The sequence below is a fragment of the Litorilituus lipolyticus genome (assembly GCF_006439335.1).
GTDB classification, from domain to species: Bacteria; Pseudomonadota; Gammaproteobacteria; order Enterobacterales; family Alteromonadaceae; genus Colwellia; species Colwellia lipolytica.
Window position 1 is genome coordinate 1 of sequence record NZ_SAWY01000018.1, and the last position, 16,666, is coordinate 16,666.

At 36.0% G+C, this 16,666-nt stretch carries 12 protein-coding genes; 2 read left to right on the top strand and 10 right to left on the bottom strand.

All coding sequences use genetic code 11. The features are described from left to right. Nucleotides 1–119 precede the first annotated feature (119 nt). From EPA86_RS07630 to EPA86_RS07640, 3 genes are all read right to left on the bottom strand, one after another. Nucleotides 120–953, bottom strand: a complete 834-nt coding sequence (locus tag EPA86_RS07630) for a LytR/AlgR family response regulator transcription factor (protein WP_140602843.1) — start codon at nucleotides 951–953, stop codon at nucleotides 120–122. A 14-nt stretch (nucleotides 954–967) separates the two neighbouring features. Beyond that, the gene (locus EPA86_RS07635; RefSeq protein ID WP_140602844.1) at nucleotides 968–2,032 is read right to left on the bottom strand and encodes a sensor histidine kinase; all 1,065 of its coding nucleotides are present in this window, start codon (nucleotides 2,030–2,032) and stop codon (nucleotides 968–970) included. 120 nt (nucleotides 2,033–2,152) lie between these two features. Further along, nucleotides 2,153–2,503, bottom strand: coding sequence for an HIT domain-containing protein (locus EPA86_RS07640; RefSeq protein WP_140602845.1), 351 nt, complete (start codon nucleotides 2,501–2,503; stop codon nucleotides 2,153–2,155). A gap of 236 nt (nucleotides 2,504–2,739) precedes the next feature. On the opposite strand from EPA86_RS07640, the gene EPA86_RS07645 reads away from it, so the two are divergent. Further along, complete coding sequence (locus tag EPA86_RS07645; RefSeq protein WP_140602846.1) at nucleotides 2,740–3,813, top strand: M14 family metallopeptidase; 1,074 nt, start codon at nucleotides 2,740–2,742, stop codon at nucleotides 3,811–3,813. 97 nt (nucleotides 3,814–3,910) lie between these two features. On the opposite strand, the gene EPA86_RS07650 is transcribed toward EPA86_RS07645, so the two are convergent. Both EPA86_RS07650 and EPA86_RS07655 read right to left on the bottom strand, forming a co-directional pair. Continuing rightward, complete coding sequence (locus EPA86_RS07650) at nucleotides 3,911–5,089, bottom strand: cystathionine beta-lyase (protein ID WP_140602847.1); 1,179 nt, start codon at nucleotides 5,087–5,089, stop codon at nucleotides 3,911–3,913. 142 nt (nucleotides 5,090–5,231) lie between these two features. Further along, nucleotides 5,232–7,643, bottom strand: coding sequence for a DNA polymerase II (locus EPA86_RS07655; protein ID WP_140602848.1), 2,412 nt, complete (start codon nucleotides 7,641–7,643; stop codon nucleotides 5,232–5,234). Nucleotides 7,644–7,766: 123 nt separating this feature from the next. On the opposite strand from EPA86_RS07655, the gene dinG reads away from it, so the two are divergent. Next, nucleotides 7,767–9,899 carry an ATP-dependent DNA helicase DinG gene (gene dinG / locus EPA86_RS07660; protein ID WP_140602849.1) on the top strand — a complete coding sequence of 711 codons (2,133 nt, stop codon included), beginning with the start codon at nucleotides 7,767–7,769 and terminating at the stop codon, nucleotides 9,897–9,899. A gap of 73 nt (nucleotides 9,900–9,972) precedes the next feature. Here the strand turns inward: dinG and EPA86_RS07665 are convergent, their stop codons facing one another. The 5 genes from EPA86_RS07665 to pdsO all read right to left on the bottom strand — a co-directional run bounded on the left by EPA86_RS07665 (nucleotide 9,973) and on the right by pdsO (nucleotide 16,588). Then, complete coding sequence (locus EPA86_RS07665; RefSeq protein ID WP_246058305.1) at nucleotides 9,973–11,586, bottom strand: di-heme oxidoredictase family protein; 1,614 nt, start codon at nucleotides 11,584–11,586, stop codon at nucleotides 9,973–9,975. Between the two features lie 95 nt (nucleotides 11,587–11,681). Further along, nucleotides 11,682–12,830 carry an imelysin family protein gene (locus EPA86_RS07670; protein ID WP_140602850.1) on the bottom strand — a complete coding sequence of 383 codons (1,149 nt, stop codon included), beginning with the start codon at nucleotides 12,828–12,830 and terminating at the stop codon, nucleotides 11,682–11,684. Between the two features lie 36 nt (nucleotides 12,831–12,866). Beyond that, the gene (locus EPA86_RS07675) at nucleotides 12,867–14,207 is read right to left on the bottom strand and encodes a hypothetical protein (RefSeq protein WP_211664915.1); all 1,341 of its coding nucleotides are present in this window, start codon (nucleotides 14,205–14,207) and stop codon (nucleotides 12,867–12,869) included. A gap of 245 nt (nucleotides 14,208–14,452) precedes the next feature. Beyond that, a complete protein-coding gene (locus tag EPA86_RS07680) occupies nucleotides 14,453–15,484 on the bottom strand; it encodes a tetratricopeptide repeat protein (RefSeq protein WP_140602851.1) in 1,032 nt (343 codons plus the stop codon). A 324-nt stretch (nucleotides 15,485–15,808) separates the two neighbouring features. Further along, nucleotides 15,809–16,588, bottom strand: coding sequence for a sortase-associated OmpA-like protein PdsO (gene pdsO, locus EPA86_RS07685; protein ID WP_170309594.1), 780 nt, complete (start codon nucleotides 16,586–16,588; stop codon nucleotides 15,809–15,811). Nucleotides 16,589–16,666: the final 78 nt, after the last annotated feature.

Genomic DNA, 16,666 nt, shown 5'->3' on the forward strand with positions numbered 1-16,666 from the left:
CTCATATGGCCTTAAAATACAAAACGCCTGATGAAATTCATCAGGCGTTTTAGAAAAAAAGTGTCAACCTATATCAGGACAACACACTTTAATTTTATATTTCTTTTTTAACAGGCTATTTAACTATTTATGGCCTGTTTCACTTTATCTTTGTAACTTCTACTTACTTTTAACTCTTTACTATTTTTCATCACTAAAAAGTATTCACCATTAACCTGGCTACAAAACTTATCAATAAACGCTTTATTAACAATAGTTGAGCGGTGATTTCTTATAAATTGCTTTGGATCAAGAGCTTCTTCAAGCTCTTTCATTGTCTTACGTAGAATGTGAGTTGTTTCATTTTTAGATGTATCTAGCGCATGAACACACATATAATCACCTGCAGCATCAATCCATAGAATATCTTTAACAGGTACTCGACTGACTTCACCACCATCTTTAATCGGCAAAATATCTGAATAATTCGACATACTCAATTCTTGATTATTCGCTAGTTCAGATAAAATTTGCTGGTAATCATTGCCAGTAACGTCACTAACCAGCTTAACGAGCTTTGTTTTATGTGCTCTATCAGTTGAGCCTTGAAAATGTAGTTTTATTTTATCAATAGTTTGTGCAAGTCTTTCTTCATCGGCAGGCTTCATTATGTAATCTAGGGCATGAACATCAAATGCTTTAATGGCATATTGATCAAAAGCGGTAACAAAGACAACAACGGGCATTTTCAAACCTTGATCAATGATACTTTCAAGTACTTCAAAGCCATTCAATCCAGGCATTTGAATATCTAAAAACATCAAATCAACTTGATATGCTCTGATAGCTTCTATCGCTTCACGTCCATTTGAGCACTGGGTAATTAAATCTATTTCTGGGTGCTCTTGTAAACGAACAGCCAATCCTTTTCGAGCAAGGGGCTCATCATCAACAATAATGGTTGATAACAACATGCATATTTCCTTTACTAAGTTAATTCAAACGGCATACGAATATTAACTTTAACACCTGAAGGCTTATTATGGGAGACAACTAAAGAATATTTTTTATTATATAGGGCTTGCAGTCGCTCTTTCGTGTTAACTAAACCTACACCGCTTTCTCGATGTAAATTTCCATTAACTATTTCTGCGCCGGGGCCGTTATCAGCTACTTCAATTAACAGATCATTAGCAAATTGTGACACTGTAATTGCTATTTCCCCCCCCTGCTCTTGTACTGCCACTGCATATTTAATGGCATTTTCCGCAAGTGGTTGCAATATCATACTAGGTACAAGCGCTTTTTGGCATGCTTCATCGATATTAAAGGTTACCGTTAATCTATCTTCAAAGCGTACTTTTTCGATGGCCAAGTACAATTCTAGTGCTTGAATTTCACTTTCTAATGGTACTTTTTTCATCGGATCTTTATCTAGAGAATATCGTAAAAATTCGCTGAGCTTTGTCACCATACTATTGGCTGTTTTATTTTCCTTAACTAGAATTAACGTTGAGATAGCATTAAGGGTATTAAATAAAAAGTGAGGATTAAGTTGATACCTTAACATTTTTAATTGTGCTTGATGAGCAACGGTATTTGCTTTCAGAACATTTTGTTTTTCAACTTGCAGCATTTGATAATACTTAGTACCAAAATATAAACAGCTCCAACTTAATACAATGTAAAAAGACCATAAACTCGATTGAGTATACATTAAGAGAAAATCTGGTTTATAACCGTGCTTATAAATCTCCCAATAATTAATATTTTTAACAATTTGCCACAATACACCTGTGACATAAGATGAAATGATAACAACTAAAGCAATTTTAATCGGAGAGAAATTCCAGACACGGCGATATATATAACGAAGCGGAACGGTGAATAACCAACCAGCGTAAGCATTTAAAAATATAATCACTACAAAGATATCACGTAGGTCATGTAATAATGACCCTAGGTAGTGTACCAAAGCAAACCCAAACCAGCCTGCTGAATGTACAAACCAAAAAAGTCGTGTTCTATCTTCTAAAAATTCTTTCCAGTTCACTCAATATATCCATTTAACTATTACATAGGTAAGTATGAGCTAGTAAAAATATAAGTCATTGCCTTTAATCGTATCATTCCATCCACTTATCGCATTTTAGACAAAACGATATGTAGAAAATTAAACATTTAGCATAGAGCCCAATGGTTGACCACCCAATAGGTGCATATGTATGTGAAATACTTCCTGACCACCATGTTCATTACAATTAATAATTAATCGGTAGCCATCTTCATCAATACCTTCTTCTTTAGCTAATCGTTTTGCCACAGTTATCATACGACCTAATGTCAACTCATCATGTTCAGTAACATCATTAATTGTTGGGATTAACTTATTGGGTACAATAAGAATATGTGTTTCAACACGAGGAGATATATCGCGAAATGCAGTCACTAAATCATCTTGATAAAGCAATGGGGTTGGTATTTCTTGACGTATTATTTTAGAGAAAATTGTTTCATCTGACATGGCTGAGCCTCTCAAAGTATAGTTTTGAATAAATTCATTTTACCTAAAAAGCTATTTAAAAGTATAAAAACATGATCTAAAAACATAATTTTGAAGAAATAAATGAATAACTTCAGTTTGTTGACCTTAATCAAAAACTTTTTATAAAGACTTAGTCATGCTAGCTATTAGCACAGGATACGCACATAGCGCATAGCGCATAGCAACAAATATTGACAAACTAATTAGGCAAGACGATGGATATAGATTTTAGCGAAATCATTTATTTAAAAGATCCACAGTGGCAAGAACTACATGCTGACTATGTACAGTTTTTACTATCAATGACAGGACCCACCGTTATTGATGTTACTGGCAAGGATACCAGTAAAAGTCGAGTATTTATCACTTTGATGCAAGGCGATGAACCTTCAGGTTTAATAGCTATGCATCGCTGGTTAACTACTCGTGACGAAGATGAGCTTCCACAAACGAATATTCGCTTTATTATTTGTTCTGTAGAAGCCGCTGCAGAGCACCCATTATTCAGTACTCGATATACTGAAGGTGGCATGGACATTAATCGCTGTTTTGGTAAAGCTTGTGATACAGAGTGTCATACAGAACTTCAAAAAGGCTATTGCCAGCGTGCTGGTTTAATAGAAAATGCGATTCGTGAAGTAAACCCCGAAATGATTATTGACCTTCATAATTCGTCAAGTCCAGGTCCTACGTTTGGTGTTAGCTCGGTAATTACTACAGATACTTTATCTTTAGCCTCATTCTTTTGCCAAACATTAATCTTATCAGACTTGCATATTGGTTCGATTATGGAGCAAGAGTTTGATTGTCCTTTTATTACCGTTGAGTGTGGCGGTCGAAAAGATGAACAGGCACATGAAGTCGCTTATGCTGGCATCAACCATGTTACGCATTGTGAAAACATTGGCTATATTCATCAAGAAAAATCTGTCGATGTAATATATAGACCTCTTCGTTTGCAACTCAAAACAAATATTAAGCTATCCTACGCTGCTCACGATGAAGGCTATAGAGGCGTAACATTGAAAGAAAATATTGAGTTTTTTAACTATGGCAGTGCCCATCAAGATGAAATGTTAGGTTGGGTAGACTGTAATGGATTAGATAACTTACAATTACTGAATAAAAGTGGTGAAGATGTAATAAACGATTACTTCTATACAAGGGATAATCAGTTAGTTTGTAGACATAATTTGAAGTTATTTAAAGCAACTACTGATGTTAATCGAGCTAAAAATGACTGTTTGTTCTATGTAGTAAAATTAACAAACAGTGAACACAGTCACTAAAGTAATCATATCAACATAACTCAGTAACTTACGTTATTAATAAAAAACAATAAAATGTTTCACCCTGATACTATTAAAACAGGGTGAAACAACAAAGCTATTGCGCAACCGCATTATTCAAACGTGCAAAAGCTTTTTCTAAATCTTCAATTAAATCATCCGCGTTTTCTAAGCCTATATGTACTCTAATTAGAGGGTGCTCAGCTTGCCATGTTGTTGCACTTCTTAATGAGCCGACATTTGCAATACCTAAAATTAAACTTTCAAAACCGCCCCATGAATAACCCATCTTAAAATGCGATAAACCATCTAAAAATGGCTTTATTGTTTGCTTATCACCACGATTTAACACAAATGAAAATAAGCCATTCGAACCATTAAAGTCTCGTTTAAAGAACTCATGGCCTGGGCATGACTCAAACGCCGGGTGTAAAATAGTTTCCACTTCAGGACGATCTGCTAACCATGTAGCCACTTTCATTGCATTTTCTTGATGCTGCTTTAAGCGTACGCCAAGTGTACGAATTCCACGCAAGGCTAAATATAAATCATCAGGTGAAGTACATTGTCCCATTAAATAGCTGTTATCTCTAAGCTGTGGCCAATATTTCTCGGTGGCTGTTGCAGTACCTAACATTACATCTGAGTGCCCAACAATATATTTAGTCGCCGCTTGAATGCTAATATCAACACCATAATCAAACGGCTTAAAGTTAATACCTGCTCCCCAAGTATTATCAAGCATGACAATACAATTATGTTGATGTGCAATATGGCTAATAGTGGGGACATCCTGCACTTCCATCGTAATAGAGCCTGGCGATTCTAAAAAGACAATGCGTGTATTTTCTTGTATTAAACTTTCAATATCTGCCCCAATTAATGGGTCATAATAAGTGGTCGTCACTCCCATATTGGCCAATATTTTATCGCAATAATCACGTGTTGGTTCATAAGCAGTATCAACCATGAGAATATGATCACCTGATTTAACAAAAGCAAGAATTGCATTGGTGATGGCCGCAGTACCTGATGGATACAAGGCACAACCTGCCCCACCTTCTAAAGAGGTCATGGCATCACTAAAAGCAAATGCGGTTGTTGTACCTCGACGACCATATACCATAGTGTCATTAAATCTATTGGCGACAGCATGATTCATTTCATCAACGCTATTAAAGACAACAGTTGATGCTCTGGTTACTGATGGGTTAACCACACCTTTCGTCCATTTATCATTGCGTCCTGCAGTAACTATTTTCGTTTCTTGTTTCATTTATTCTACCTTTTGTCACTCATGTGGTATTAACACGGTGTGTAAAGTTTAAATTTAAAATGCAGCTATCTAGCCATCTAAACGTTTATTGTTAGTTTATACCGTGAATTGACAAATGATGCACGTGATATCTTACATAAAGTTAAAATAAGCCTAACTGTCTGGTAGTTATTTGATGAAAGTTTTTATTAATAAATGGCAGGATAGCATCAGCAACTGCACAAAGTTGCCTATCTATATAAAACTGATAATCAAGCGTAGTATTTAACTGCTCTTTTACTTGAGGTCCATTGAGAGTAATATAATATTCAATCCAACCTTTTCCTTGATACCTTAATGGCTTTCCTTGTTGTGCATTATGTTTATCGGCTAAACGTGCAGCTTTAACATGAGGCGGTACATTCTTAACATAGGAAGATAGTTTTCGTCTGATGCGCTTTCGATAGAGTAACTTTTCATCATATTCCCCTGCTAAGGTTTTGCTAACCGTCTCTCTGATATACTCCTCGACATCTTCATCATGAAAAACTTTATAATAAAGTGCTTGTTGAAACTCTTTAGCCAATTGAGTCCAGTCTGTTCTTACACTTTCTAGCCCTTTAAAAACTAGATTATGTTGGCCTATATCATTAATGATCATACCGGCATAACGCTTTTTAGTCCCTAATTCACTACCTCTAATTGTTGGCATAAAAAATTTACTAAAATGTGTCTCAAACTCAATTTCCAGATCACACGATAAGTTATAACTTTCTTCAATATGCTGATGCCATCTATCATTAATAAAGCCCTGCAATTCTTGACCTAGTGCTAAGCTTTCAGCTTTAGTGCTGTCCTTAATATGAACAAAAATCGAATCAGTATCACCATATATTACTTGGTATCCTTGCTCATGTATCCATTGTTTAGTCATTTTTAGAATGTCATGACCACGTTTAGTAATCGCCCCTGACAAACGCGGATCAAAAAATCGACAGCCTGTAGAGCCTAAAACCCCATAAAAGCTATTCATGATGATTTTTATCGCTTGAGATAAAATGGCATTACCTTCTTTTTTGGCTTTATCTCGCTCTCGCCAAAGTGAAGTTATGATGTCAGGCAGAAAATGCATTTTGCGTGAAAAATACGCATCATCATAGGCAGGAATTGCTTGAGAGTTAGCTTCATTTTGCTCAAGTAAGCCTTCAATGAGTCCCATAGGATCTATTTTAAAGGTACGAATAATACTGGGATATAGGGACTTAAAATCTAATACCAGTACGTTATTGTATAACCCGGGGATTGAATCCATAACAAAACCACCCGGTGAAACCAACTCAGAATTACCATCGCCCATATTCGGTGCAATATAGCCACTACGATGTAATTTAGGCAGGTATAGGTTGGTGAAGGCGGCAACTGAACCACCAACACGATCTATAGAAAGCCCTGTCAATTGTGCTCTTAACTGAGCAAATGCTAACAGCTGCTCTTGAGAAAATATTAGCGAGACTAATCGACAGTCTTCTAAGTTATATTTTGCTAGGGCTATTTTATCATGATGAAAATTATCAATGATTTCCTGGACTCTATTATCCACATCACTAACTTTTTTAGACATACCCAATAACGTATTAGCAACATAATCTAAGGAAAAGCTTGGAAAGCTGTAGGTAGCCGTTTTGAGTAAATCAATACCATCAAGAATCACCCTACCAGCAACAGATATATAGTATTGTTCATTGTTTTGATTACGCCATCTGACCTTAGAATTGTCTCTTCCCATAACAAAAGGAATAGATAAGTGATCGCAGCGTTTTTGTAACACCCTAAAGTCAAAATTAATAACATTCCAACCAATGATGATATCAGGGTCAACATGTTTAATTTCATTGATAAAGTGCTTTAATAAACTCGCTTCATCTTCTAGCCAAACAATATAATCTTCATCACAAGTTTGTGGCTGACCAATCATAAAAACTTTTTTATAATCTTTATTATCAACAGATTGATGTTGAGTTGATAAAGAAAACAAGCCTATTGAGAAAAGCTCCCCCTCCATTGAACACTCAATATCGATTGAAAGCATAGATAAAAAGCTATCAGCTGTTTTATCCGCTTTCTTACACTTCACCTGAGTAAATAAATTATACTGCTTATTCTTTTGTAACTGACCGGTGAACGCTAAATCAGCGGTAATAAAGCGCTCCATTAAAAAGCGCTCTTCTGGCCTTATATCATCTTCATAGCATTTTATGCTTTTCGATTTAAGTAAATCTCTTGCAAGATAGAAATTATTTAAAGAATGAAAATAAATACCTGCTACCTGATTCTGATTAAACGCCTTTAACGCAAGTACTTTACGCTGGGCAACCAAAATATGGTTTTCTTGCAATAAAAATAAGGCATCATCAAGTAAATCGACTTCAACAAACAATAAAGCAAGTTCATCTTCTATGATGAGTTTTGCCACGCTTGTTGCAGTTTTAACCCATACATTAATTTGCAACTTGTTGTTTACATCGAAAGCACTTCTAGAGAGCACAAATCCACATTGTAAAAGTTGATTGGTCACTTACTTTGTCTTTTAGTTAATTGAGTCATGATTTATCGTTAACATTTCTAGGTCAGACCTAAAAAACCTGTTAATATATACAGCAGTGTACTGTATTCTACTTTCGATGGAAATAGCCAACTCATGCTAACAGATAAGTTAAAACAAACCATACGCCAAGCACATAAAGCGATTGGTGAAAATTTGCCAAATTATATGCCGCGAAAACAGCAAAACTTATTAGTTGCAGAGATAGCAAAAACCTTGGCTGGCGAATACTCAAAAGACAGAAAAATTATTACTATTGAGGCGGGAACAGGCACAGGTAAATCTTTAGCCTACTGTTTAAGCACCATCCCACTCGCTTTAGCTCAAAGCAGAAAAGTATGTATATCTACTGCAACAGTTGCCCTCCAAGAGCAATTAGTTAATAAAGATCTACCCTTCTTAAAAAGGCATGCAGGTCTTAATTTCGACTTTGTACTAGCCAAAGGAAGACAACGATATGTATGTCGTCAAAAGTTAGCACAAGCTGTGAGCACAGATTCACCACAGGCGGGTTTCACCTTTGCTGAAAAGCCAAAAGCAAGTGATATACGCACCTTAAATGCAATGCATAAAGCCCTCTTAGATGGTAGTTGGCAAGGAGATATTGATTCATGGGAATCAGCCTTACCCCATCATATATGGCATCAAGTTCAAAGTGATAAACATAGCTGTTTGAAACATTTATCTGAGCATAGTCATTGCCCGTTTCACAAAGCTAGGGAGACAATGGAACAAGCAAATGTATTGGTCGTCAATCATGGCTTATTGCTTGCTGATCTTGAACTTGGTGGAGGCAGAATCCTCTCAACCCCAGAAGATACCTACTATGTAATAGATGAGGCCCATCACCTCCCCAAAGTAACGCGTGACCACTCAAGTGCTAATATCACCTTAAAAGGTGCTATTGATTGGCTGAAAAAGGTTACAGAAGTCGGCGATAAAATGGCAAAGCTCATCAAGTCGCAAAAAGCTATTTCTCCTGCTTTAAAACTCGCTGATGATTGCCAAGATTTACTGATAGAAATGCAAAAGGTACTCACCTTTGTTGAAAACAATAGTGCAAGCTATTTTCCTGCAAGGCATGAAGAAGGACAAATAAACTTCAAGAAAGATGATGAACAAGTGTACCGTTTTGAAAACGGCATTATTCCAAAAACACTTAAAAATTGGTCACACGATATTAAAGAACTAAGTAAGAAAAGCCTTAACAGTTTAAATAAACTTTACAATAGTTTAATTGAAGCGGTTAAAGATGGTGATACTCAAATGTACCTCGCTGAGCCACTGCTTGCTGAAGCCGGTTTTTTAATACAACGTTTAGAAAACTTAGAAGCATTATGGGCTATGTATGCCAAAACGGATAGCGAAAATGGCGCTCCTATGGCTCGTTGGTTAGAAAACCTATCGGCTAATGATAAAAGAAAACGACAAGATTATATGATGTGTGCATCCCCTATAGATGTTGGCTTTGCTCTTGAAGACATGCTCTGGAGTCAATGTGCTGGTGCAGTATTGTGTTCTGCAACGCTCATGGCACTAAATTCTTTTGATCATTTTCGTTATCAAGCAGGCTTACGCAACGATGATGGTAGTCAATATCAGCACGTAAATTCCCCCTTTGATTATCAAAATAATGCAGAGTTAATTATTGCAAAAATGGACAATGAACCCAACTCGCCAGATTTTACCGATGAATTAATCAAAAAGATCCCAACACTATTAAAAAAATCAAATAAACACCGTTCAAGCTTAGTTTTATTTTCCTCTTATTGGCAAATGGAAAAAGTCGCCAAAAGCTTAAGAGACGAGCACCAATTAACACTGTTAGTTCAAGGTGAGGATTCAAGACAATATATAATCGACAAACATAAAAGTAATTGCGATAAAGATAAAGACAGCATTATTTTTGGTACACAAAGCTTTTCTGAGGGTCTTGATTTGCCAGGGAAGTATTTAACCAATTTAATAATTACCAAACTACCCTTTTCTGTACCTACTTCACCAGTAGAGCAAGCTCAAGCCGAACATGTTACAGCCAAAGGTGGAAATCCCTTTATGACATTGTCCGTACCTGATACCTCGAAAAAGTTGGTACAAGCATGTGGGCGTTTGCTCAGAAATGAAAAAGATTCAGGGCAAATTGTCTTACTAGACAAACGTGCGGTCACTAAACGTTACGGTAAACAGCTTTTAGATTCATTACCACCTTTTAAGCGAATTGTTGAGTAATATCAGCACTTTCCACTGATAAAAAGCCACACTCTTGAGCATGGCGATTTTTATTAGCTAATGACGTTTCTGCTTACAAAGACATCACAAAAGCAATTAACGCAGCTCGTTCAGTCTGTACTAACTGCATAAAGTCATGCTTACTTGTCTCAGCTTCACCGCCATGCCAGAGTATTGCTTCTTCAATGCTAGCGGCTCTACCATCATGTAAAAAACCTGCAGCGGGGTTAACTGTTTTGGTTAGCCCTATTCCCCATAAAGGTCGTGTTTTCCATTCAACACCTGAGGCCATAAAGTCTCTTCTGTTATCTGCTAGCCCTTCCCCTAAATCGTGAAGTAACATGTCAGTAAACGGGTAAATGGTTTGATTTTTTAAGCCCTCGGGCGCGTCTACACCACCGATGGTTACTTGGCCACTTGAAGTAATAAAGCTCGGTTGGTGACACCCTGTACAATTGACTTTATCAAAAAGCTGAGCACCTTGAACCACCTCAACATCTTCAACATTTCTTCGTTGAGGAACAGCTAAGGTTTCGGCATAGAAAACAACATCATCTGAAAATTGCTGATTAGCTTCAGTTTCACCATTTTCATCACTACCCGTATCAACGAAACCTGTTCTGGCAAGATAGTTTTCATGTAGTAAGGTATTTGCCACACTCTCTTGTGGAAAAAGTGGATTTGTAATACCCATATCCCCTCTTAATGCGCCTAGAGATTGAACACGAACACTTGGTGTACTCGCTTTCCAACCAAAGCGTCCTAGTGATACAGGGCTTGTGTCTCCTTGTTGTGCCTTAACAGAGTCAAATACCCAGTTTGCTCTACCTGAAATATTGTCATTATTCTCATCATCTTCATCTGCTAAAGCTAAGATAGCTGCTTCAGGAATTAACTCTAAAAGGCCTAAGCCAAATATGGGCATACCGTTTCGAGGACTATACCTGACATCGCTTTGTAAAATTGCACTGTCATTACGATTTTCACTTTGCACATCATAGGGTTTCTGGATGTCAAAAAGTGGCTTTTTCAATACCACCTCACTACCATCGGGATAAACAACCGTTGAATATTCATAAGACAAGTAAACATTTGCTTGACCAATGAAAGGGTTTTCTTGCCAGTCTTCACGGGCTTTTAATACACCACGGTGAAATAATTGCGTACCAAAATCAGGGACTGGCTTATTTTTACAATAATTATTTTCCATTGTTGGATAATCACATAAACCATTTTCTATACTCATACGCAAGAAAATACCAGCTTCAGCACCAAGTAAAACGTTTTCTTTATCTACCGGTACTGTAATAGTTGATGAGCGCCCATCTCTTTGATGACATGAATTACAGTCTTGATTATTAAAAACAGGTCCTAAGCCATCTAGTTCAGGGTGTTCTTCATTAGGCGCTGTAGTGAATGAAGTTTCAAAAAATGCATCGCCAGAAAGGTGTTGTGCAAGTTCACTTTCGGTTAGATTAGGCATAGGTGTTGAAAAGCCATGACCAGAGTCACTAGCTCCTATGGCAGAGGCATCACCACCTAAATTAACAATATGAGTATACTCAACTAACTCATCTGCTTTTTTATCTTGAGAATCACTCGAGTTACAACCAGACAAAACAGCTAAACTCACAAAGAAACTCACCATCTTAAAATGGTAAGCTTTGGGAATAATTGACTTTTTCATTTAAAATTCCAGGACATTAGATAGTAGTTAATTAGCTATCGTATTGATAAAAGAGAGGCAGAACACATCTATTTCTACCTCATATTCTGATAAAATTATTGTTGCCAATCTTGTAATAATGTAAGCACATCACTTTCAAGGGAAGTTTGAAGAGTAGTTAACGCGTCAATCGCGCTTTGAATTCTTGTACGAGCTTCTACATCGGTAATCGCTTGTCTAAAAGGTAAGTTATTATCACCAGCTATTGCTCTTATTTTCGTAATTGCATCGACAATTTCATTATCGACTCTTGTTGCTAATTCAGCATCGGCTGCATTTACAAAATCGATTAGACCTGTTTTATCTGCCTGGTTTGGGAATTCACCACGATATACATTTTGGACACCTTGAATGTTATCAGTGAAGTCTGTTAATGAATTCCAACTATATTGCGACTCTACTTTTGAAGTATCACTAGTCTCTACACTTGTACCATATGGTTCAGCAATCTTTCCATTACCCACCTCATCAACAATACCGATCATGCCATTTATTAATTCTTCGATAACACCTAACTGAGAAGAATAAACTTCATTATCAGGAGTTAAAAGTAAGTCTTTATAAGCTGGAGAGTTTTCAATATTTGGATCATTAGTAACAGTCCATGCATCAAATAGTGTTTGAGTATGCTTTTTAAATACTTCAGCTGACGCTGCTAAATATTCCCTTTCAAGTGCCGTCATTTCATCAATGGTTTTGTTATTATCAATAACACCATCGCCGAATAATAAAAATTCCATGGTATGAAAACCTTGCACATCATCATTCCAACTGCTTAACTCATCAGCTGAAAAACTAGTCTGAGTAGCAAGCAACTCTTCTAAATCACTAGTATTTAAAGGCCAAGTATCTAAATGCGGATCTATAGATAACGCATCAACAGGGCCAAAAATGTGTGCTTCCCCTTGCTCCCATGGAACACGTACATCTTTCCACGCTTGTTGAGCCACAGCTAAATTCTCAGCCGTTGGCGTATTGACTAAGTTTTGTGTGCTCAACAAAAATGTTTCAGCTTTATCGTTAAGTGATTGATAACCTAAGACAATGATATCGTTTGTTAAATTAGTAATTAACTCTGTCGCTTCAAAGGCAAAGCCAGATGGCTCAGGCTCAACAACGGTTTCATTAGAAGAGCTACTGCTACCACAACTGGTGATGAACATAGCTGAAACAGCAACTGCGAGTATTGATTTGTTAAATTTCATTAAATATTCCTTTTAGAAAAGTAGTGATGATTGTTTTTAAATTGAAAAGTAATAGCCCATCGAAAAACTAAAGCTTCTCGTGTTTTCAAGGTTTTGTTGAACATAAGCTTGTTCAGATACTTGTGCTTTAAACACTAAGTTATTATTTGGTAAATAGTTGAGCCCAAATGAAAATTCTTGAATATCAAAGCGCGAAGTAGGATTTCCTTGTTCAACTTCTTTGATAGGATTAGCATGTTCATAAAGGCCAAAAACATAAAGTGGTGAAGATAAATTGAAAAGGTTTTGGCTGTTATAGGCTAATTCGACAAATGATGATTCTGCTTCACTGCCTAGCTGAGAAAAGTTACCGGGTTTAAGTCCAGGTGTTGTTTTATTAGCATTGGTTATTTCTTCACTGTCATTAAGTTTACCGAAGAGATACTGACCTCTAATTAACCAGTCATCTAATTGGTATGAACCATGAAGTCCAATAATGGTTAAGTTACCATCACCAGATACTTTGTTACTATTATTACGATTACCTGTGGTATCACCGGTATAAAAACTTACACCAGCATATCTACCGATTTTCACATTGCCGTAGTCTAGTCGTAGTGTGAGTGCCAGATCATCAGAATTTACTTGTTCAAATCGTTTTTGATGACCTGTTGCAACCCAATTATATGTACGAAAATACTCAGAATTTAGCCCTGTCGTCACTAGTGTCTGTAATGTAAAGTCTTGCCATTTAGATATTAAATTTAACCCTGTTTCATGCCAAACCTGAGGTATTAAGCTTGCTTCACTCCAATGACGCTCAGTAGAAAAATATTCTTGTGGCTTATGGTTGTCAGTTCCTAAGCCAACAGGTACAAATATCCTGCCCATTTTTGCAGTAACATATGAGTTAACTACATATTTAACTTGTAGCTTTTCAACAATAATTTCACCACCAGCTTCAATTTCTGACTCAAATTCACCAAATTCTTCAAAGCCGTCATATTCGAGAGCTGCACCGGTTCCACCATGCTCATATTCAATTTCTGCTTCCACCTGCCATTTATCATCAATGTCATAAACATATTCAAACACAACACGTTCAACATCAGTTTTCGCTCGTCTTTCTGGCGAAGTATCCTGAATATTCCTAAAAACCTCTTCACTTTTATATAAAATGCTGCCATAAGAATTTATATGCCAATTTTTAGCTGAATTAACATCAGATTTAGAAGTCGTGTTTTGCTTTGAATTTTGTAAAGAAGCAAGCTTTTGCTCAATTTCTTGTAGTTTCTTCTGCTGTATTTCTAATTGTTTTTCTAAGGTCAGTTCCTGAGCAGTACTTACACCGGTCAAACTCCACAGTATCATTGAAGTAATTATATTGTTGAATTTCATATTATTTGTTACATGTTATAAATTTGTAACGAATGATAATCATTATCAATCGCAAACACAACACTTAATGAGAGTTATTTTTATTAAGGTTAAATAAAAAAAAGATAAGCAGTAAAGTACATGCTTGCAGTAACGGGTTTAAGAAGAAACTTGGATTAAACTAAGGAGTTTGCGTGAGGAATTATATATAAAAAAAAGCACTTAAATTACTTTAAGTGCTTTTTTGAAACGAATTAGTTATGTAATTATTTAGGTGCAGTGGCTGCTTTAGAAAACTTAATATTTACACCCGATTTTACAAGATCTTGGTAAAAGTCTTCTACTGTACAACTTTCTACTTGTTTACAGATTATTGTGTACTTTAAAACAGCTGGCTCATGTGCCTGAAGTGCTGCTTGTTTTAAAATTGCTAATGCTTCAATTTCATCTTTAGAAACACCCTTACCTGTTAAGTATAATTGTGCAAGATTAACTTGGCCTGGTGCATAGCCTTGCGCAGCTGAATTAGAGAATTGCTTATAAGCTTGCTCATCATTCATTACGCCACCAAGTTTCAACAACTCTTCACCTGCAGCATTTTCTTTTTTACCTGGAATAAATAATTTATTCTTACTTTCGAATTGCTTATCTGGAATAACAACGTTGCCATCAAGCATGTTTCCATCAGGACGACGTGCTAAGGTAATCGCGCCAGAGTCGATCATCGATTCAAGTTCTGTAATTTTGTAATCATGCCTTCTTTCTTGGAAGAAACGACCAAATCGTAACTGTCCGTATCGAATTGCTTCACCTAGTTCATGCTCTTGTAGGTAGAAATAACTACTAAATTTCAGTGTAACAACATCGCCAGTAATATCGGTAACTTTAGCCATTCTGAATTTTTCAGATGGACGTAAATTATCTTGCATCAAGCGGAAATCAAGGTAATACAAATCACCAATAACCGGATCGGCTATATAACTTCTAGTTTGAGTATCAAGAACATGCTTTTCATAAAAAAAGTTACCTGCGATAGCCCCAACCAACAAAATAACAAAAGCAATAAGTTTAAAACGATGTTTCACTAACCAAGGATCAGGATCTGACTTATCAATTGTATATCGATAGTATTCACCTTCTTTCTGGTTTTTATTCTTTTTTCTTTGCTTTCTAGACATCTTAGCTGGTGCTTGTTCTACACTGCTTTCATCTACAATCTTTTCGGGCGCTTGTTGAGAAATTTCACCTTCAGGCAATACTTCTTCTTCTTCGTATTGGCGAATTGCTGCTTGTGGCATAACCGCTCCTTATATTTATTTTCGTCCATTAATACCATTCGTGTACAAATTATACAAGCGTTAATTTCGTGTTAAGAAAAATTAATGTATTCATTATGTTAGTACAGCATTTTTCGTAGTTTATATAAACCACTTATTATAATTTCCTATGCATTCACAAAATAAATACTATCAACAACTTATTAAGGTATAATGTATGCAAACGGTAAAAATAAATACGAAGCTGATAAATTCTAAACAGCCTCGTATTTTTTTCTTATATTTTTGAATTGGTTATTCTACCTCCATTTTTTAATTAGTACAATTGTTTAATTATCCTACAATTTACCTTTTCGCTGTTTGCATGTTTTCTTGATGAATTTTTAAAACGACTCTTCTATCATAAAAGCTTCTTTCTTGCTTTTTATTAGCAACTATTGGCGCTTTTTCGCCAAAAGCAAAGGTTGCAATTTGTTCTTCTTTCACGCCTTGTGCCATTAACAAATTTTTAACACTGTTGACTCTTGCTATCGATAAAAGTTGATTTTTCGATTCTTCACCTAGCATATCGGTATAGCCAGAAAGGTCTATTTTCATCTCTGGTTTACTATTTAATAGCTCGGCAACACCTGCAATTTGCTCTTGGTAATGTGGAGCTATCTCACTTGAGCCAGTAGAGAACTGCAAACTCATTAAAATATTATTAATATGAGTATAATTTTGGTCTTGCTCGCTAAGATTCAAAGATGCTAATTGATCTTGAAACTCCTGCTCTATTTGTCTCATTTCTCTTTTATACTGAGATATTTGAATACTATTTTTTTCTTTTTCTTTATTAAGGCTAATGGCCAAACTTTCTGCTTCATTCGATACATTAATATGTTTCGCAATTAATGTTCCTGTAATACCAGCCACAAAAGCTCCAATTGGGCCTGCCACAACAGCACCTATTACAGCACCAGTACCAAAACCAATATTTTCATTATTCACTTTCTCTCTATGTAACTGTTCTTTTGAAAGTTGCTTTACTTCATTGTTACTGTCAGCTGCATATACTGGTAAATTTATTAAACTAACCATCAATATTCCAACTACTACATTTTGTTTATTTAGAAATGTTTCCATCATTTTTCCTTTTACTCTGTTTGATATTTCATTGAATTGTTTGAACAGTCTTTATTAAACAGCAACAATCCGTTCTTC